We start from the raw sequence: 18668 nt of genomic DNA, 5'->3' as shown, positions 1-18668 counted from the left end.
ATGTCCCTGTCCTCGTACGCCCGCTACCCCCTCCTCTTCGGCCCGTCACCGGTCCATCCCCTGGAGCGCCTCACCGACCACCTCGGCGGGGCCTCCCTGTGGGCCAAGCGCGAGGACTGCAACTCCGGTATCGCCTACGGCGGCAACAAGACCCGCAAGCTGGAGTACCTGGTCGCCGACGCGCTCGCGAAGGGCTGCGACACGCTCGTCTCGATCGGCGGGGTGCAGTCCAACCACACCCGGCAGGTCGCGGCCGTCGCCGCCCGCGCCGGGCTCAAGTGCGTGCTGGTCCAGGAGAGTTGGGTCGACTGGCCCGACTCCGTGTACGACAAGGTCGGCAACATCCTCGTCAGCCGGCTCGCCGGAGCCGATGTGCGGCTGGTGCGGGCCGGGTTCGGGATCGGCTTCAAGGAGAGCTGGGAGCAGGCGCTGCGCGAGGTGGAGGAGCAGGGCGGAAAGCCCTACGCCATCCCGGCCGGCGCCTCCGACCATCCGCTCGGCGGGCTGGGCTTCGCCGGCTGGGCGTACGAAGTCGCCGAGCAGGAGCGCGAGTCGGGTGTCTTCTTCGACACGGTGGTCGTCTGCTCGGTGACCGGCTCCCCCCAGGCGGGCATGGTCGCCGGCTTCGCCGCCCTGGAGGAGGCGGGCGCCCGCCCGCGCCGGGTCCTCGGCGTCGACGCCTCGGCGAATCCCGTCCGCACCCGCGAGCAGATCGCCCGGATCGCCCACGCCACCGGCCGGCTCATCGGCGTCGAGCGCGAACTGACCGAGGCCGACGTCGAACTCGACGAGCGCTATCACGCGGGCACCTACGGCATCCCGGACGAGACCACCCTGGAGGCGATGCGGCTCGCGGCCAGGACCGAGGGGATGGTCACGGATCCGGTGTACGAGGGCAAGTCGATGGCCGGGATGATCGATCTGGTCCGGCGCGGGGAGATCGGGCGGGACTCGACCGTGCTGTACGCCCACCTCGGCGGTCAGCCGGCGCTGAACGCCTACAGCGCGCTGTTCTAGGCCGTCGGTCACGGACGGCGAGGTGGCGCCCGGGGCCCGTCCTGGTACCGGGACCTGCCCCGGCTGCCACCTGGCCGGATACAGTGCTCAGCGTGTTGGCGGACGAACAGCAGCGGGAGCCGGGTGTCGACCGGGCCGACGACCCCCGTCGCCGGGCCACGATCCACGACGTCGCCAAACTGGCCGGAGTGTCACGTCAGACGGTCTCCCGTGCGGTGAACGACAAGGGTGAGATCGACCCGGCGACCAAGCAGCGGGTCCTGGAGGCGGCCCGTCTGCTCGACTACCGGCCCAGCCGGTTCGCGCGCGGGCTCGTGCGGAAGGGGACCGTCACGGCCGGGCTGGTGATCCCGGATCTGATGAACCCCTTCTTCCCCGAGGTGGCCGCGGGAGTGCTGGAGGCCGCCGAGCAGCGCGGCTGGCAGGTGGTCGTCTGGGACTCGCGGACCGACGAGGCGCGTGAGCGGGAGGCGCTCGACGTGCTCTCCCACCAGGCGGACGCGGTCGTGGGCTACTTCAGGAACGCGGAGGACGTGCTGGCCCGGCACCTCGGAGGCGTGCCGCTGGTGCTGCTGGAACGCGGCCCGGAACGGACGCGGTTCGCGGCCGTGGGCATCGACGCGGCGGCCGGCCTGCAACAGGGCATGGCCCATCTGGTCCGTGCGGGGCATCGCCGTATCGGCATGCTGGACGGCTTCCACGGGCCCGCCCCGAGGAGGCACGCCTTCCTCGCGGAGGCCCGGCGACACGGTCTGCCGGTGGACGAGGGCTGGGTCACCATGTGCCCCGAGCACAGTGTGGCGGGCGGTGAGGAGGGCATGGAGCGGCTGCTGGACGCGCGGCCCGAGATCACCGCGGTGTTCGGCTTCAACGATCTGATCGCGGTCGGCGCGATGCGCGCGGCCGGGCGCCGTGGCCGCAGGGTCCCGGACGACCTGGCCGTGCTGGGCTTCGACGGGCTGTCGCTGGGCGAGCTGGTCCAGCCGGCCCTCACCACGCTGCACATCGACAAGCGGAAGCTGGGCCGGCTGGCCGTGGAGCAGGTGGCGCGGTTGCGGGCGGGGGAGGATCCGATCGGCGGCGCCGAGGCCTGGGTGGTGCCGGAGCTGGTGGTACGGGCGTCCGCTTGACGCACGGCCGGGGCGCCCCCTGCCGCCGGGGGCGCCCTGGACGTCGTACTGCTGCCTAGAGTGCCTGGGCGGCCGGCTTCACCATCCCTCGCACCGTGCGGGACTTCACGAAGTCGCCCATCGCCGTCATCTCCCACTCACCGGAGAACTGCTTGATCAGCTTGGCCATCATCACGCCCGTCTGCGGCTCGGCGCTGGTGAGGTCGAAGCGGACGAGTTCCTCGCCGGTGGTGGCGTCGAGGAGGCGGCAGTAGGCCTTGGCGACCTCGGTGAACTTCTGGCCGGAGAAGGAGTTGACGGTGAAGACCAGGCCGGTGACCTCCTGCGGCAGGCGCCCCAGGTCGACGGTGATGACCTCGTCGTCTCCGCCGCCCTCGCCGGTGAGGTTGTCGCCGGAGTGGCGGATGGCGCCCTGCACGATCTGGAGCTTGCCGAAGTAGCAGCTGTCGATGTGGTTGCGCTGCGGTCCGTAGGCGATGACCGAGGCGTCCAGGTCGATGTCCTTGCCGCGGTACGCCGGCTCCCAGCCGAGGCCCATCTTGACCTGGGAGAGCAGCGGGCGGCCGCCCTTCACCAGGGAGACGGTCTGGTTCTTCTGGAGGCTGACGCGGCCCTTGTCGAGGTTGATCTTTCCGGCGCCGGGGGCGGGGGCCGGCGGCGCCGGCGGGGCCGGGGGTGCGGCCGGCGCCTGGGGCGCCGGGGGAGTGGACATGGGCGGGGCCGGCGGGGCGACCGGGGGCTGCATGGTGGGCTGCGGCGGGGCCACGGGGGCGGCCGGGGCGGGTTCCTCGACCGTGACGCCGAAGTCGGTGGCGATGCCGGCCAGGCCGTTGGAGTAGCCCTGGCCGACCGCGCGGGCCTTCCAGGCGCCGTTGCGCTGGTAGACCTCGACGATCACCAGGGCGGTCTCGGTGCCCAGCTGCGGGGGTGTGAAGGTGGCGAGGACGCTGTTGTCGTCCGCGTTGCGGATGGTGGCCGTCGGTTCGATGCCCTGGAAGGTCTGGCCGGCGGCGTCCGGGCTTGCGGTGACGACGATCTTCTCGATGCCGGGGGGTACGGCCGAGGTGTCGACGGTGATCGCGTCGGGGGCGGTGCCGCCGCCCGAGCGGTACGTCACGCCCGGGCCGGCCGGCTGGTTGTAGAAGATGAAGTCGTCGTCCGAGCGCACCTTGCCGTCGGCGGTGAGCAGCAGGCCCGATACGTCGAGCCGCACCGGTGCGGCGACGTCCACCGTCACGCGCGCGGCGGAAAGAGGGATGTTCGAGCCGGGGGTCATAGCTGTCATGCCCCGTGAACGAGCGGGGTCGCTTTACCGTTCCCTTACCCGGGGCCGTTCGGCTCAGCGGCGGTTTCGCGGGTGGTTACGGGCCGTGCGCTCGTTGCCCCGCTTGTAGTTCCCGGTCCAGCGGGCCATGACGAGCTGAGGGTCGGAGGACGCCTCGACCTCGGCGAGGAACTGGCCGGAGCGGGGCGCGTGGAGCGTGGTGGCGGGGCGGCCGTGGTGCGTGATCCGCACGGTGTCGTCGGCGTGTTCCTCGTAGCGGAATCCCTGGGGGCGCGGCATGCCCGGATCGTACGGGCGCGGGGCCCGCGCCCCCAACGGATTTTTCCGCGGCTACGGCACCACCACGATCTTGCGGCCCACCCCCGACGCGAACTGCTCCAGCGCCTGCGGGTACCGCTCCAGCGGGATCCGGTCGCTGATGAAGATCTCCGGGTCGAGGACACCGTTCGCGAACAGCTCCGCCGCGCGCTCGAAGCTGTGCAGGACGGCCATCGAACCCGTGATGGTGATCTCCTGGTTGTAGATGCGGTACGGGTCGATCGTCACCCGCGTCGCGTAGTCCGCCACCCCGAACTGCAAGAACGTGCCCGCCTTCGCCACCCGGTCCAGGCCGTCCTGGATCGCCGCCGCGTTGCCCGTGGCGTCGACGACGAGGTCCCACCCCTGCGGCCGGTCCAGCTCGTCCGGGTTCGCCGCCGACGCCGAGACGCCGAGGCGGCGGGCCGTCTCCAGGCGCTGCGGGTTGACGTCCACGATATCGACGCTCGCCGCGCCGGTCCGTTTCGCCAGTTCCAGCATCATCAGGCCCATCGTGCCGGAGCCGTAGATCAGCACATGTGCGCCGAGACGGGACTGAAGGACGTCGTAGCCGCGCACCGCGCAGGACAGCGGCTCCACCAGCGCGGCGTCCTGCGTGCGGACGTGCTCGGGCAGCTTCACGCAGTTCGCCACCGGGGCCACCGCGTACTGCGCCGCGCCGCCGGCCGTCGTCACACCGATCGCCGCCCAGCGTTCGCAGAGGTTGTTGTGGCCGGTACGGCAGTAACGGCACTCGTAGCAGTACAGGGACGGGTCCACCGCGACCCGGTCGCCCACCGACACCTCCGTGACCTGGGTGCCGACCCCGACCACCGAACCGGCGAACTCGTGCCCGGGCACGATCGGCAGCTTCGGCGCGAACTCGCCCTGGAGGATGTGCAGATCGGTTCCGCACAGGCCGCAGGCGGCGACCTCGACCACGACCTCGCGCGGTCCCGGCGTCGGGTCGGGGACCTCGGCGACGACGGCCTTGCCCACGGACTCGATGACGGCGGCCTTCATTTCACGGCTCCCAACGACAGGCCCTGGACCAGCTTGTCCTGGGCGGCGAACCCCGCGGCGAGCACCGGCAGGGAGATGACGAGCGACGCGGCACACACCTTGGCCAGGAACAGGCCCTGGCTGGTGATGAAGCCGGTCAGGAAGACGGGGGCGGTCTCCGCGACCACGCCGGTCAGCACCCGGGCGAACAGCAGCTCGTTCCAGCTGAAGATGAAGCAGATCAGGGCTGTCGCGGCGATGCCCGGCAGCGAGATGGGGGCCACGATGCGCGTGAGGATCGTCGGAAGCCTCGCGCCGTCCACCCGCGCCGCCTCGATCACCGCGACCGGGATCTCGGCCAGGAAGGACTGCATCATCCACACCGCGATCGGCAGATTCATGGAGGTGTAGAGGATGACCAGCAGCCATATGTTGTCGAGCATGTCCGTGTTCTTCGCGAACAGGTACAGCGGCAACAGGCCCGCCACGGCCGGCAGCATCTTGGTCGACAGGAAGAAGAACAGGACGTCCGTCCACTTCTTCACCGGACGGATCGACAGCGCGTACGCCGCCGGCAGGGCGAGGACCAGGACGAACAGCGTCGAAGCGACCGACGCCACGGTGGAGTTGATCAGCGCGGGCCAGGGGCTCGCGCCACCGCCCGCCCCGAAGAACTCGCGGTAGCCGTCCAGCGTCAGCGACGCGGCGAAGGACGGCGGGTTGGTCGCCGCGTCCGCCTCGCTGTGCAGGGATGTCAGGGCCATCCACGCGATCGGCAGGAAGAACGCGATCCCGAGCAGCCAGGCCACCAGGCCGAGGCCCGCTCCCTTGCGGCGGCTGCGAAGTCGTACGGCCACGGCACTCATGCGCGCGACACCTCCTCGCGGAACAGGGACGACACCACGCGCAGCGCGAAGGTCGCGATGATGATCGAGCCGATGACCACCAGGACGCCCGCGGCCGAGGCGAGGCCGTTCTCATGGGCCTGGTAGAAGCTCTGGTAGACGGTGTAGGGGAGGTTGGCGGTGCCGAGGCCCCCGGACGTGATCGTGAAGACCGCGTCGAAGTTCTGGACGATGTAGATCGAGCCCAGCAGCGCGCCGAGTTCGAGGTAGCGGCGCAGGTGCGGGAGGGTCAGGTGGCGGAAGATCTGCCAGTCGCTCGCGCCGTCGACCCGGGCCGCCTCGATCTGCTCGTGGTCGCGGCTCTGGAGGCCGGCCAGCAGGATCAGCATCATGAACGGCGTCCACTGCCACACGAGTGAGGCCTCCACCGCCAGCAGCGGTGTGTTGGAGATCCAGTCGGGCTGTGGGCCGCCCACATAGTGCAACAACCCATTGAACAGGCCGTATTCAGGGTTGTAGAGCACATGTTTCCAGAGCAGTGCCGCAGCCACGGGGACCACGAGGAACGGGGCGATCAGCAGGGTGCGGACCACTCCCCGGCCCTTGAACCGCCGGTCCAGCAACAGGGCCAGGATCAGCCCCAGGACCAGGCTCGCCAGCACCACCGCGACCGTGAGCAGCACCGTCGTCCACACCGACTGGCGCAGATCCGCGTCGGTGAGGACTTCCCGGTAGTTGTCGATGCCGGCGAACTGGCGGGCGTCCGGATAGAGGGAGTTCCAGTCGAAGAACGAGATCACCAGCGTCGCCACGAACGGCAGCTGGGTCACCACGATCATGAAGATCAGGGCGGGCAGCAGGGGAGCCCGGGTCGCCCAGGCGCGCAGCCGGGCGGAGGGTTGGCGCGTCGTGTGCACGGGAGTCGTGGCCACGGGGGCCGTGGTGGTCGCTGTCATCGCCCCTCGTACTCCTCGGAGATCTTCTCGGCGAGCTGCTGGGACTTCTTCAGGGCCGAGTCGACGGACTGGCGTCCGGCGATGGCCGCGCTGATCTCCTGGGAGACCTTGGTGCCGAGGTCGGTGAACTCGGGGATGCCGACGAACTGGATGCCGGGCGCGGGACGTGGCTGTACACCCGGGTCGTTCGGGCGGGCGCCCTCGATGGCCTCCTTCGTCATCTCCTGGAAGGCCGCCGCCTCTTGGCGGTACGCCGGGTTGGCGTAGGTGGAGGCGCGTTTGCCGGCCGGCACGTTGGACCAGCCGATCTCGTCGCCGACCAGCTGCTCGTACTGCTTGCCGGAGGCCCAGGACACGAACTTCCAGGCCTTGTCCGGGTTGCGGGACGCCTGCTGGATGCCCCAGGCCCAGGTGTAGAGCCAGCCCGCGGACTCCGTCTTCTCGACGGGTGCGGGGGCGTAGCCGACCTTGCCCTTGACCGGGCTGTTCGCCGCCTCCAGGGAACCGGCCGCGGAGGTGGCGTCGTACCACATGGCGACCTTGCCCTGGGTCATGTTGTTCAGGCACTCGGCGAAGCCGGACTGGGCGGCGCCCGACTCACCGTGCTCGCGCACCAGGTCGACATAGAACTTCGTCGCCTTCTCCCACTCGGGGGAGTCCAGACGCGCCTTCCAGTCCTTGTCGAACCAGGTGCCGCCGAAGGTGTTCACGACGGTGGTGAGCGGTGCCATCACCTCGCCCCAGCCGGGCAGGCCGCGCAGACAGATGCCCTTCATGCCGGGCTCGGCGCCGTCCGCCTTCGCCGCCAGGTCCGCCACCTGCTGCCAGGTGGGGTGCGCGGGCATCTTGAGGCCCTCCTTGTCGAACACGTCCTTGCGGTACATGAGGAAGGACGACTCGCCGTAGAAGGGCTGGCCGTAGAGCTTGCCGTCGTCGCCGGTCAGGGACTGACGCATCGGCTTGAGGACGTCCTGCTCGTCGTACGCCGGGTCCTTGGCGACGTAGGAGTTCATCTCCTGGAGCCAGCCGTTGCGGGCGTAGATCGGTATCTCGTAGTTGGAGAGGGTGGCGACGTCGTACTGGCCGGCCTGGTTGGCGAAGTCCTGGCTGATCTTGTCGCGGACGTCGTTCTCGGGCAGGACGGTGAAGTTGACCTTGATGCCGGTCTCTTCGGTGAAGCGGGGGGCGAGCTTCTGGAGCTCGGTCATCTGGGGGTTGTTGACCATGAGGACGTTGATCGAGTTGCCGCCCGACCCCGCCCCGCCGGCGCCGACCCAGCAGCCGGAGAGCAGCGGGGCGAGCAGCGTCCCTGCGGCGGCCATGGCGAGCGTGGCTCGCGGTGGCCGTCGTCGGCTCTGGGTTCGCATGGATCGCTCCTGGACGTATGGGGAGATGAGAGGTAGAGGGGTGAGGCATGGAGGGATGAGACGTAGAGGGCATAAGGGGCATGCGGCGGCTGGTGCGTGCGTGCCCCGAGGGGAGGGGGTTCGGTTGTCAGACGCGGATGACCTGTGGTCCCAACAGCGAGTACCGGTGCGCCTCGGCGGCCGGCAGCAGGGTGCTCGTCACGATCGTCTCCAGTGCGCCGATGTCGGCGAACCGGCAGAAGCTGACCGCGCCGAACTTGGTGTGCACTCCCGCGAACACCGTGCGCCGCGCGGCCCTGATGGCCTGTGCCTTGACCTCGCTGACGGCCGGGTCGGGGGTGGTCAGGCCGTGTTCGCGGGAGATGCCGTTGGCGCCGATGAACGCCAGGTCGATGACGAATCCGGCCAGCATCTTCGTGGTCCAGTGGTCGACGGTGGCGAGGGTGCCGGACCGCACCCGGCCGCCGAGCAGCAGCACCGAGATGTGCTCCGTCTCGGCGAGCGCCCCCGCGACCGGGAGGGACGCGGTGACCACGGTCAGCGGCCGGTCGGTGGGCAGGGCCTCGGCGATGAGCTGGGGGGTGAAGCCCTCGTCGACGAAGACCGTCTCGGCGTCCCCGAGCAGCTCGGCCGCGGCGGACGCGATCCGGCGCTTCTCGGGGACATGGCTGGTGGCGCGGAAGGCGAGGGTCGTCTCGAAGCCGGCGCTCTCCACCGGGTAGGCGCCGCCATGGGTGCGGCGGAGCAGGCCGTGGTCCTCCAGGACACGCAGATCCCGTCGTACGGTCTCCTTGGCCACGCCCAGCGAGGTGGCGAGCTCCGTGACGTCGACCGAGCCGTCACGCCGTGCGGTCAGCACGATCTCGCGCTGGCGTTCTTCCGCCGTCTTCGTGCTCATGGCCGACGCCTGCCCTCCGCTTGGCTGCCCGTTCGGGCCCGGTGCGGCCCATGGGGGAAGTTCTACAGCGGGGGTCCGACGCTGACCAGCTCTGTTGCGTGCCCGATGCTGCCCGTGTGTGCCCGTTCACCGTGTGCGGTGCCCGTCTCGGACCTGCGCGGTTGCGACGGGGCGGGTGAGATCGGGCGCGCGCGGCGCCCGAATGCGCGGGCGGGCGGGCCCGTTCGGTGCCCGCCCGCTCTTTCACGCCGACTTGTTTCGGTCAGTACGGCCAGATCGGCGGGTCGCTGACGAAGTGGCCGCCCAGGTAGGCGTGCGCGATGTTCCGCGGGTCGAGCTCGCCCTGTTCGGCGACGAGCTTGTCGGCGTACGGTTCGGAGTCGTCCTGCGGCTCGTAGCCGAGGGCACGGGCGGAGGTGAGGTCCCACCACAGGCGGGTGTTCGCGGAGGAGCCGTGCACGACGGTGTGTCCGACGTTCTCGGCGGTCAGGGCCGCGTGGAAGAGACGGGCGCCGTCGGCGGGGCTCATCCACACCGAGAGCATGCGGACGCTGGTCGGCTCGGGGAAGCAGGAGCCGATGCGCACGGACACGGTCTCCAGGCCGTGCTTGTCCCAGTAGAACTGCGCGAGGTCCTCGCCGAAGGACTTGGACAGGCCGTAGAAGGTGTCCGGGCGGCGCGGGGTGTCGATGGGGATGAGGGGGTCGTCCCCCTGGGGGCGGGGTGTGAAGCCGACCGCGTGGTTGGACGAGGCGAAGACGATCCGCGCGACGCCCTCCTCGCGGGCGGCCTCATAGAGGTTGTACGTGCCCTCGATGTTCGCCTTGAGGATCTTCTCGAACGGCGCTTCCAGAGAGATGCCGGCCAGATGGATGATCGCGTCGACGCCCCGTACCGCCTCGCGCAGCGCCGCCCGGTCGGCGAGGTCGGCGACGATCGCGTCCGGCTCGCCCTCGACCGGGCGCAGATCGAGCAGCCGCAGGGCGTAGCCGTAGGCCGGGAGCAGGTCCCGCATCAGGGTGCCGAGGCCGCCGGCGGCGCCGGTGAGCAGAACGGTGCGGGGGGCTGGCATCCTCGGTACTCCTTGGGTTCCAGAGCCGTATTCATACACGGGATTCACATTCGTGGACAAGCTAAGGATCAACGACCTTTCACGTCAAGGGTGGTGCGCCACGCGTTCATAAACGTAAACTTTGATCAGAATGCCGCATGCCCCGCATGCACCTCGCAGTCGTCCTCGTCCTAGGGAGAGCCCGTGACGTCAGCCCCTCTCGCCGCACGCCTGAGCGTCCCCGGCGGGCCGCTGTTCTTCCCCGTCACCGCCTACGGCCCCGACGGCTCGGTCGACCTGGACACCTACCGCACCCATGTGCGCCGAGGAGTCGAGGCCGGCGCCGCCGCGGTGTTCGCGTGCTGCGGCACCGGCGAGTTCCACGCGCTCACGCCCGAGGAGTACGAGGCGTGCGTACGGGCGGCCGTCGAGGCGGCGGACGGACGCGTGCCGGTCGTCGCGGGCGCCGGGTACGGCACCGCCCTCGCCGTGCGCTTCGCCGGGCTCGCCGAGGCGGCGGGCGCGGACGGGCTGCTCGCCATGCCGCCGTACCTCGTGGTCGCCGGGCAGGAGGGGCTGTTGCGGCACTACAAGGAGATCGCGGCGGCGACCGCGCTGCCTGTCATCGTCTACCAGCGCGACAACGCCGTGTTCACCCCGGACGCCGTCGTCGAACTGGCCCGCACGGACGGCGTGATCGGCCTCAAGGACGGCCTCGGCGACCTGGACCTCATGCAGCGGATCGTCAGCGCCGTGCGCACCGAGGCGCCCGGCGACTTCCTCTACTTCAACGGCCTGCCCACCGCCGAACAGACCCAGCCGGCCTACCGGGCCCTGGGCGTCACCCTCTACTCCTCCGCCGTGTTCTGCTTCGCCCCGGAGATCGCCCTCGCCTTCTACGAGGCGCTGGAGACCGGCGACGAGCCGACGGCCACCCGCCTCCTGGACGGCTTCTACCGCCCGTTCGTCGAACTGCGCGCCCAGGGCCGCGGTTACGCCGTGGCCCTCGTCAAGGCCGGTGTACGGCTGCGCGGCCTGGACGTCGGTGCGGTGCGGCCGCCGCTGCACGAGCCGAGCGAGGACCATGTCAAGCAGCTCGCCCAGGTGATCGAGCGCGGCCACGCGCTGCTGGAGAAGAAGCCGGAGGACGACAAGTGAAGGCGTCGACATTCGTCTACCCCTGGGACGTCAACGAAGACCCCGAGGCGCCCGGCAGGATCGCCGACCTCGGCGTTCCCCAGGTGACGCTCGCCGCCGCCTACCACTCCACCCGCGCCCTCACCCCCCGCCACCCGCGCCACCGCATCGTCACCGCCGAGCACGCCGCCGTGCTCTACCCGACGGACGACCGCTGGAAGGGCCGGGAGCTGCGCCCGTACCCCGCGGGCGACTGGGCGCCCGGCGACGCCTTCGGGGAGGCGGCCGAAGCGCTGGCGCACGCGGGCCTGGAGGTGCACACCTGGGTGGTCCTCGCGCACAACTCCCGCCTGGGCGCCGAACATCCGGCGACCTCCGTCGTCAACGCCTACGGCGACCGCTACCCCTGGGCCCCGTGCATCGCCCAGCCCGCCACGCGCGCGTACCTCGTCGACCTCGCCGCCGAGGCCGCCGTACGCCCCGGCGCCCACGGCACCGAACTGGAGTCCCTCGGCTGGTACGGCCTCCAGCACCTGCACGCGCACGACAAGACGGCCGGAGTCCCGCTGGGGGACGCCGGGTCGTACCTGATGGCGCTCTGCTTCTGCCCCACCTGCGAGGAGGGCTACGGCGGTCAGGGCCTGGACGCCGACGAGCTGGCGACCGCCGTACGCGCCGCCCTGGAGCCGCTGTGGCAGGGGACGCGGGACGACGGGGGGTGGGCCGGCGTCGAGAAGCTGCTCGGTCCGGACACGGCGGCGGCCACGCGCGCGTGGCGGGACGGAGTCGCCCGCACCCTCCAGGAGGCGGCGGTCCGCGCGGTCCGCGCCGCCGCCCCGGACGGCTTCCAGGTCCTGCTGCACGCCGACCCCGTGACGTACCACGTCGGCGCCAACGCCGGCGTCGACCCCGAGCACATCCTCTCCGTGGCGGACGGCGTGGTCGTGCCCTGCGCGGGCGGACCCGGTCCGCTCGCCCCCTTCGCCGCGCAAGGCCGCGACGGCGCGGTCGTCGCCGCCAACCTCGGTGTGGTCGCCGGGATGGGCGGCAGCCCCGGCACGCTGGCCGCGGACGCGGCACGCGCGCGTGAGGCGGGGGCCACGGAGATCCGGCTCTATCACGCGGGATTGGCGTCGGACGGGGACCTGGCCGCGGTACGGGAGGGGCTCGCCGCGCTCTGAAGCAGCGGTACGGCGGTCAGCAGCCACGCCGGGCCCAGTACGGCCAACAGCAGCCGTACGTCGCACAGTTCCACCAGGACCGCGCCCCCCGCCAGCCCGATGACGTTCGGTGTGAAGACGAGCGTGTTGGCCGTGGCCGCCGTACGGCCGAGCAGTGCGTCCGGTGTCTCGCGCTGCACGGCCGTGAACGCGGCGATCAGAACGCAGGGCAGCCCCGCGCCGATGGCCGCGCTGCACACCAGGGCCGCCGCGTCGGACGGGACGGCCCGCAGTCCCGCGGCGACGGCGGTCAGGGCGATGCCGTACCCGGCGAACCGGCGCTCGCCGAGACGGCGCAGCGCCGGCCCCGAGAGCAGCCCGATCGCCACCGAACCGGCGCCCTGGACGGCGTACAGCACACCGGCATACGCCGGGGCATGGCCGAGGCCGTCGATCACGGCGTAGAGCATCGCCCCGCTGAGACCGGCGAACAGCATGGTGGTGCCGCCGGCCAGGACGAGCGGGCGCAACGTCGGGTGGGCCCACAGGTGCCGGACGCCCTCGGCGGTCTGTGCCCGCCATCCGCCGGCCGGGCGCTCGGGCCCGCTCTCCCGTACCCGCAGACAGGCGTACAGGCCGGTCGCGAGCACGAACGTGACGGCGTCGAGCAGGGCGACGTCCGCACCGCCGTACGCCGCGTAGACGGCGGCCCCGGCCAGCGGGGCGAGGAGCTTCATGCCCTCGGTGGCGGTCATGCGCAGCCCGTTGAAGTCGCCGAGGAGAGGGCCGGGTACGGCGGCGGCGACCAGGGCGGACTCGGCGGCGTCGTGCACGACGCCCGCGACGCCGTACCCGAACAGCACGACGAACACGAGCCACACCCGTTCCGCCGAGTCGACCAGGAACAGCACCGGCAGCAGCGCCGCCAGCAGCAGATTCGTGCCGATCAGCAGCGGCTTGCGCCGGACACGGTCGGCGAGCGCACCGAGCAGCGGGCCGGCCAGGGTGGGCGCCCACAGGGCGAGCATGCACAGCGCGGCCAGTCCGTCGGACCCGGTGAGGTCCTTGACCCAGACCCCGGCCACCAGCCACAGCGCGGAGGTACCGAAGCCGGAGACCACGACACCGGCGAGACAGAGGCCGGCATTGCGATCGCGCAGGACGCGGGGGAGGGAACGCGGGGTGGGGGTGGTCGTCATGCCTGGCCACTGTGGGGGTAAGGCGGGGGTGGGGGGATCGGTCATGTGCCCTAATCGCTACTGGACGAGCTCCATTTGAACGTGTTCAAATATGACCGGCGGACGGACGATGGGGGAGTGAACCGTGGGTTCGGGTGCGGGCGGGATCATGCTGGCGGTGTTCTTCCTCTACGTGCTCCTCATGGGGCCGTTCTGCGTCCTCGTAGGAACGCGAACGTCCTGGCGCATGGGCTGGCTGATGTCGATTCCGTTGATCTTCCTGCCCTTCGCCCTGCTGGTCGGCGTACTGGTCCCCTGAGCCGTTGGGCTGTCGGCGAGAACCCGTCGGTACCTGTCGCTTCAGCCACTTGGGTGCGGGAGAGCCCGCTCATAGCGTGGTGAGCCGTCCAAGTCACCCGCGGGAAAAGGCACTTCCATGCAGTACGTCGCGCCCATCGGCGTCGGTCTTCTCTACGCCCTCCTGATGTCCCTCATCCGGGAACCGCACCGCCGCCGCTTCAACGCGATCATGGTCGGTGGAGCCGGGGCCGCCTATCTCAGCGGGGGAGGCCTGAGTGGCTGGGAGTTCGCGTTCACGGTCGTGGCCACCTACGTCGCCTATCGCGGCCTGGAGTCATGGACCTTCATCGGCGTCGCCTGGCTGCTGCACACCGCATGGGACGTCGTCCACCACGTCAAGGGCAACCCGATCATCCCCTTCGCCCACACCTCCTCCCTGGGCTGCGCGATCTGCGACCCGGTGATCGCGCTGTGGTGCTTCGCGGGCGGGAGGACGCCGAAGGAGCTCGTGGAGTGGGCGCGGGGAGCCCGGACGGTGCCCCTGCCCCCGGCGCCGGATCCCCTCCCGCGGCGCCGATGAGTTTCGTGCCCGCCGTCGGTCCACCTCTCAGGAACACAGCCGTGAGGAGCCCGCCCATGACCGACATGATCCTCGACCTCGGACCGCAGACCCGCGTCGTCGCCCGTCTCGCCGCCGCCGTCGGCGACGAGCAGCTCTCGGATCCGACGCCGTGCCCCGACATGGCGGTACGCAACATGTTGGGCCATCTGCTCGGCCTGACCGTCGCCTTCCGTGACGCCGGCCGCAAGGACCTGGGCGCCACGACCGACACCAGCCCGGAATCCGCCCTGCCGGACATCGACCCCGGCTGGCGCGAGGAACTGCCCAAGGTGCTCGACGAGCTGGCCGAGGTCTGGCGTGCCCCGGACGCGTGGACCGGCATGACCCGCGCGGGCGGCGTCGAGCTGCCCGGTGCCGTCGCCGGCGCGGTGGCCGTGGACGAGCTGGTGATCCACGCCTGGGACCTGGCCGTCGCCACGGGACAGCCGTACGCCCCGGACCCGGCCGCCCTCCAGATGTCCCACGACTTCCTGCGTGCCGCCGCCGACGAGGGGGACCGCGGCGGCGGCATCTTCGGCCCGGTCGTCCCGGTGCCGGACGAGGCACCCCTGCTGGACCGGGCGGTGGGGCTGAGCGGCCGGGATCCGGGCTGGAAGCGGGGTTCGTAGGGCGGAAACCGAGTACCGGAAAGGACCGGAACAGCGCCACGGCCTGAACAACCACTGTTCGGAGGGCGCCGGAGCACGCGGGAGGTCGTGTCCGCTGTGCTGCCGTGGCTGGAGACCTTCTGCGCACCGGTCGATTTCGACGACCTGCTCGCCCACCCGGCTGCGGCACGTCGGCGACGCCGAGTTCCTCGCGGCCTGGCTGCGGCATCCCCGGTTCCGTCTGCCGTAGGAGACCTCGTCTGACCTGCGCAGCCCTGGGCCGAGAAGGTGCACAGCGCCCTCAACTTCCCTGCCGCGTCCTCAACTTCCTTTGTCAGAAGCGTTGACGAATCATGCGCCCCCTCCTACCTTCATCGCGTCGTACCTCGTACGTCATATATGAGACGCGATACGTGAGATCCGATACGCGAGATCCCTCCCCTGGGCCCCGCGAAGATCCGAGAGGCGCGCATGACCTCTGTGCCCACGCCGATCCCGTCCCGCACGCAGTTCGTGCTGGAGGAGATCAAACGCCGCATCCTCACCGGGCAGTTGACGCCAGGGCAGGCCCTGGTGGAGACCGACCTCGCCGCGCAGTTCGGGGTGTCGAAGACACCGGTGCGCGAGGCGCTCAAGACGCTCGCCGGGACCGGCCTCGTCGTGATGAACCAGTACAAGGGCGTCACGGTGCGCATGGTGGACGCGGACATGGCGCGCGAGGTCTACGACGTACGGCTGCTGCTGGAGCCCGAGGCGCTCAAGCGGGCCGTCAGGCGCGGCGCCTCCCTCGACGCCGCCCGTGACGCGCTGACCCGCGCCGACGCGGCCGGCGACACCGCCGAACGGTCGCTCGCCAACCGGGAGTTCCACCGGGCCCTGTACCTGCCGTGCGGCAACCCGCTGCTCGGCCGGATGCTCGACGAGGTGCGGGACCAGGCCGCCCTCGTCTCCGCCGTCGCCTGGGCCGCATCGCCCTCCTGGGAGCGGGAGGCCGGCGAGCACCGGGAGATCCTGCGGCTGGCGCTCGAAGGGGACGCCGACGGCGCCGCGCGCGCCCTGCACGCCCACATCGCGTCGTTCGTGCGACGGGCCTTCCCGGATGCGGGAGTCGAGGCCCAGGGAGAGGACGGTCCGGCATGACAACGACGTTCGAGCCCCAGCGGACTGCCCTGGCCGACGTGGTGGCGATCCCGGTGACCCCGTTCGCCGAGGACGGCACCGTCGACCGGGACGCCCACCGGGCCCTGCTGCGTCGCCTGCTCGACGGGGGAGTCATCACCCTCACCCCGAACGGTAACACCGGCGAGTTCTACGCCCTCACCCCCGAAGAGCGCCGTCTCGTCACGGAGTTGACCGTCGAGGAGGCCGGTGACCGTGCCGCCGTCCTGGTGGGCGTCGGCCACGACGTGCCCACCGCCGTGGCCTCCGCCCGCCACGCCCGCGACCTCGGCGCCGGGATGGTGATGGTCCACCAGCCCGTCCACCCGTACGTCTCGCAGCGCGGCTGGGTCGACTACCACCGCGCCATCGCCGCCGCCGTGCCCGACCTCGGCGTCGTGCCGTACCTCCGCAACGCCCAGCTGGGCGGCGAGCGCCTCGCCGAACTCGCCGACCACTGCCCGAACGTCATCGGCGTGAAGTACGCCGTCCCGGACGCCGCCAGGTTCGCCGCGTTCGCCCGGGACGCCGGCCTGGAGCGCTTCGTGTGGATCGCCGGGCTCGCCGAGCCGTACGCGCCGTCGTACTTCTCCGCGGGAGCCACCGGCTTCACCTCCGGGCTGGTGAACGTCGCCCCCGCCGTCTCCATGAACATGATTGAAGCGCTTCGATCCGGTGACTACCCCGGCGCGATGAAGGTCTGGGAGCAGATCCGCCGCTTCGAGGAACTGCGCGCCGCGGGCGGCTCCGCCGACAACGTCACCGTCGTCAAGGAGGCCCTCGCCTCCCTCGGCCTGTGCCGCCGCGACGTCCGCCCGCCGAGCAGGGAACTGCCCGAGGACAAGCGTGCCGAGGTCGCCGCCATCGCCGCCGGGTGGTCCATATGACCGACAGGAAGCGCCCGGAGGAGCTCAGAAGCCACCAGTGGTACGGCACCGAGGGGCAGCTGCGCACCTGGTCGCACAACGCCCGGATGCGTCAGCTGGGGTACGAGGCGGCGGAGTACCGGGGCCGTCCGGTGATCGCCGTCCTGAACACCTGGTCCGACATCAACCCCTGTCACGTCCATCTGCGTGAGCGGGCCGAGGCGGTCAAGCGGGGGGTGTGGCAGGCGGGGGGCTTCCCGCTCGAATTCCCGGTCGCCACGCTCTCGGAGACCTACCAGAAGCCGACCCCGATGCTCTACCGGAACCTCCTCGCGATGGAGACGGAGGAGCTGCTGCGGTCGTATCCGATCGATGCGGCGGTGCTGCTCGGAGGCTGTGACAAGTCGACTCCGGCGCTGCTCATGGGCGCGTCCTCGGCGGACGTGCCGTCGATCTTCGTGCCCGCGGGGCCGATGCTGCCGGGGCACTGGCGCGGGGAGACGCTCGGCTCCGGCACCGACATGTGGAAGTACTGGGACGAGCACCGTGCGGGCAACCTGACCGACTGTGAACTGCGCGAACTCCAGGGCGGGTTGGCACGTTCGCCCGGTCACTGCATGACCATGGGTACCGCGTCCACGATGACCGCGGCGGCCGAAGCCCTCGGCATGACCTTGCCCGGCGCCTCCTCGATCCCGGCCGTCGACTCCGGGCACGAGCGCATGGCCGCCGCCTCCGGGCGCCGCGCCGTGGAGCTCGCCTGGACCGGGCTCGAGCCGTCCGCGATCCTCACCCGCGCGGCCTTCGAGGACGCCGTCACCACGGTGCTCGGACTCGGCGGCTCCACCAACGCCGTCATCCATCTGATCGCGATGGCGGGCCGCTGCCAAGTCCCGCTCACCCTGGACGACTTCGACCGCATCGCGCGCTCGGTGCCGGTCCTGGCCAACGTACGGCCCGGCGGGCGGACGTACCTCATGGAGGACTTCCACTTCGCCGGCGGTCTGCCCGCCTTCCTCTCGCGGATCACCGACCTGTTGCACCTCGACCGGCCGACCGTGACAGGCACCCTGCGCGAGCGGATCGAGGGAGCCGCCGTCCACGACGACGACGTCATCCGGCCCCGCGACAACCCGGTCGCGAGCGAGGGCGGGGTCGCCGTCCTGCGGGGCAACCTCTGCCCGGACGGCGCCGTCATCAAGCACATCGCCGCCGAACGCCACCTGCTCAAGCACACCGGTCCCGCGGTCGTCTTCGACGACTACAAGACGATGCAGCGGACCATCGACGACCCGTCGCTGAACATCACCGCCGACAGCGTGCTGGTGCTGCGCAACGCCGGACCCAAGGGCGGTCCGGGCATGCCCGAGTACGGCATGCTGCCGATCCCCGACCACCTGCTGAAGCAGGGCGTACGGGACATGGTCCGGATCTCCGACGCCCGGATGAGCGGCACGAGCTACGGCGCGTGCGTGCTGCACGTGGCGCCCGAGTCGTACATCGGAGGGCCGCTCGCCCTGGTCCGCACCGGCGACGCCATCACCCTCGACGTCGCGGCACGCACACTGCAACTCGACGTGGACGACGACGAGTTGGAGCGCCGCCGGGCCGCATGGGTGCCGCCGGCCGCCCGTTACGAGCGAGGCTACGGCGCGCTCTACAACGAGCAGATCACCCAGGCCGACACCGGTTGCGACTTCGAGTTCCTCGCGCGGCCGGGCAAGGTGCGCGACCCGTACGCCGGTTGAACCACCCTCGACCGCAGCCCGGTTTCTCTTGGTCGAGATCCCGAACAATGATCGGAAAGCGCTT

20 protein-coding genes are annotated in these 18668 nt (G+C 71.1%); 11 read left to right on the top strand and 9 right to left on the bottom strand.

What is annotated here, in order from left to right; translation table 11 throughout:
- Nucleotides 1-1017 carry a 1-aminocyclopropane-1-carboxylate deaminase gene (locus ACIQWG_RS06705; RefSeq protein ID WP_404091206.1) on the top strand — a complete coding sequence of 339 codons (1017 nt, stop codon included), beginning with the start codon at nt 1-3 and terminating at the stop codon, nt 1015-1017.
- An 83-nt stretch (nt 1018-1100) separates the two neighbouring features.
- A complete protein-coding gene (locus ACIQWG_RS06700) occupies nt 1101-2147 on the top strand; it encodes a LacI family DNA-binding transcriptional regulator (protein ID WP_404091204.1) in 1047 nt (348 codons plus the stop codon).
- Nucleotides 2148-2202: 55 nt separating this feature from the next.
- Here ACIQWG_RS06700 and ACIQWG_RS06695 read toward each other — a convergent pair whose 3' ends face one another.
- The 8 genes from ACIQWG_RS06695 to ACIQWG_RS06660 all read right to left on the bottom strand — a co-directional run bounded on the left by ACIQWG_RS06695 (nt 2203) and on the right by ACIQWG_RS06660 (nt 9869).
- Nucleotides 2203-3423, bottom strand: a complete 1221-nt coding sequence (locus ACIQWG_RS06695) for a TerD family protein (RefSeq protein WP_404093466.1) — start codon at nt 3421-3423, stop codon at nt 2203-2205.
- A gap of 63 nt (nt 3424-3486) precedes the next feature.
- Nucleotides 3487-3711: a hypothetical protein gene (locus ACIQWG_RS06690; RefSeq protein WP_404091202.1), complete on the bottom strand. Its 225-nt coding sequence runs from the start codon at nt 3709-3711 to the stop codon at nt 3487-3489.
- A gap of 51 nt (nt 3712-3762) precedes the next feature.
- A complete protein-coding gene (locus tag ACIQWG_RS06685; protein WP_404091199.1) occupies nt 3763-4752 on the bottom strand; it encodes a zinc-dependent alcohol dehydrogenase family protein in 990 nt (329 codons plus the stop codon).
- Nucleotides 4749-5597, bottom strand: a complete 849-nt coding sequence (locus tag ACIQWG_RS06680; RefSeq protein ID WP_404091196.1) for a carbohydrate ABC transporter permease — start codon at nt 5595-5597, stop codon at nt 4749-4751. Before ACIQWG_RS06680 ends, ACIQWG_RS06685 begins: the two co-directional genes overlap by 4 nt.
- On the bottom strand, nt 5594-6532 hold the full coding sequence (locus ACIQWG_RS06675) for a carbohydrate ABC transporter permease (RefSeq protein ID WP_404091193.1): 939 nt from the start codon (nt 6530-6532) through the stop codon (nt 5594-5596). The genes ACIQWG_RS06680 and ACIQWG_RS06675 overlap by 4 nt, the downstream gene beginning before the upstream one ends.
- On the bottom strand, nt 6529-7899 hold the full coding sequence (locus ACIQWG_RS06670; protein ID WP_404091190.1) for an ABC transporter substrate-binding protein: 1371 nt from the start codon (nt 7897-7899) through the stop codon (nt 6529-6531). Before ACIQWG_RS06670 ends, ACIQWG_RS06675 begins: the two co-directional genes overlap by 4 nt.
- 127 nt (nt 7900-8026) lie before the next feature.
- On the bottom strand, nt 8027-8797 hold the full coding sequence (locus ACIQWG_RS06665; protein ID WP_404091189.1) for a DeoR/GlpR family DNA-binding transcription regulator: 771 nt from the start codon (nt 8795-8797) through the stop codon (nt 8027-8029).
- Between the two features lie 262 nt (nt 8798-9059).
- Nucleotides 9060-9869 (bottom strand): NAD-dependent epimerase/dehydratase family protein, encoded by an 810-nt coding sequence (locus ACIQWG_RS06660; protein WP_404091187.1) that lies wholly within the window; start codon nt 9867-9869, stop codon nt 9060-9062.
- Nucleotides 9870-10052: 183 nt separating this feature from the next.
- On the opposite strand from ACIQWG_RS06660, the gene ACIQWG_RS06655 reads away from it, so the two are divergent.
- Together ACIQWG_RS06655 and ACIQWG_RS06650 are read left to right on the top strand one after the other, a co-directional pair.
- Nucleotides 10053-11006 carry a 5-dehydro-4-deoxyglucarate dehydratase gene (locus tag ACIQWG_RS06655; protein WP_404091184.1) on the top strand — a complete coding sequence of 318 codons (954 nt, stop codon included), beginning with the start codon at nt 10053-10055 and terminating at the stop codon, nt 11004-11006.
- Complete coding sequence (locus tag ACIQWG_RS06650; RefSeq protein WP_404091182.1) at nt 11003-12166, top strand: hypothetical protein; 1164 nt, start codon at nt 11003-11005, stop codon at nt 12164-12166. The genes ACIQWG_RS06655 and ACIQWG_RS06650 overlap by 4 nt, the downstream gene beginning before the upstream one ends.
- Here the strand turns inward: ACIQWG_RS06650 and ACIQWG_RS06645 are convergent.
- Nucleotides 12103-13344, bottom strand: a complete 1242-nt coding sequence (locus ACIQWG_RS06645; protein WP_404091180.1) for an MFS transporter — start codon at nt 13342-13344, stop codon at nt 12103-12105. The two genes, ACIQWG_RS06650 and ACIQWG_RS06645, sit on opposite strands and share 64 nt — an antisense overlap.
- A 124-nt stretch (nt 13345-13468) precedes the next feature.
- On the opposite strand from ACIQWG_RS06645, the gene ACIQWG_RS06640 reads away from it, so the two are divergent.
- The 7 genes from ACIQWG_RS06640 (at nt 13469) to araD (ending at nt 18604) form a co-directional block, all read left to right on the top strand.
- Nucleotides 13469-13642 (top strand): hypothetical protein, encoded by a 174-nt coding sequence (locus ACIQWG_RS06640; RefSeq protein WP_404091177.1) that lies wholly within the window; start codon nt 13469-13471, stop codon nt 13640-13642.
- 117 nt (nt 13643-13759) lie between these two features.
- Entirely contained in the window at nt 13760-14203 is a 444-nt protein-coding gene (locus ACIQWG_RS06635) for a DUF6010 family protein (RefSeq protein ID WP_404091174.1), read from the top strand.
- A 56-nt stretch (nt 14204-14259) separates the two neighbouring features.
- Nucleotides 14260-14853, top strand: a complete 594-nt coding sequence (locus tag ACIQWG_RS06630; RefSeq protein WP_404091171.1) for a TIGR03086 family metal-binding protein — start codon at nt 14260-14262, stop codon at nt 14851-14853.
- A complete protein-coding gene (locus ACIQWG_RS06625; RefSeq protein ID WP_404093464.1) occupies nt 14828-15082 on the top strand; it encodes a DUF6368 family protein in 255 nt (84 codons plus the stop codon). Before ACIQWG_RS06630 ends, ACIQWG_RS06625 begins: the two co-directional genes overlap by 26 nt.
- Before the next feature lie 221 nt (nt 15083-15303).
- Entirely contained in the window at nt 15304-15972 is a 669-nt protein-coding gene (locus ACIQWG_RS06620) for a GntR family transcriptional regulator (protein WP_404091168.1), read from the top strand.
- Nucleotides 15969-16877 carry a dihydrodipicolinate synthase family protein gene (locus ACIQWG_RS06615; protein ID WP_404091165.1) on the top strand — a complete coding sequence of 303 codons (909 nt, stop codon included), beginning with the start codon at nt 15969-15971 and terminating at the stop codon, nt 16875-16877. The genes ACIQWG_RS06620 and ACIQWG_RS06615 overlap by 4 nt, the downstream gene beginning before the upstream one ends.
- On the top strand, nt 16874-18604 hold the full coding sequence (gene araD, locus ACIQWG_RS06610; protein ID WP_404091162.1) for an L-arabinonate dehydratase: 1731 nt from the start codon (nt 16874-16876) through the stop codon (nt 18602-18604). Before ACIQWG_RS06615 ends, araD begins: the two co-directional genes overlap by 4 nt.
- Nucleotides 18605-18668: the final 64 nt, after the last annotated feature.

Source organism: Streptomyces sp. NPDC098781 (assembly GCF_044759995.1).
GTDB lineage: Bacteria > Actinomycetota > Actinomycetes > Streptomycetales > Streptomycetaceae > Streptomyces.
Note: the sequence above shows the minus strand (reverse complement) of the source record. Positions and strands in the feature narration are given on the sequence as shown.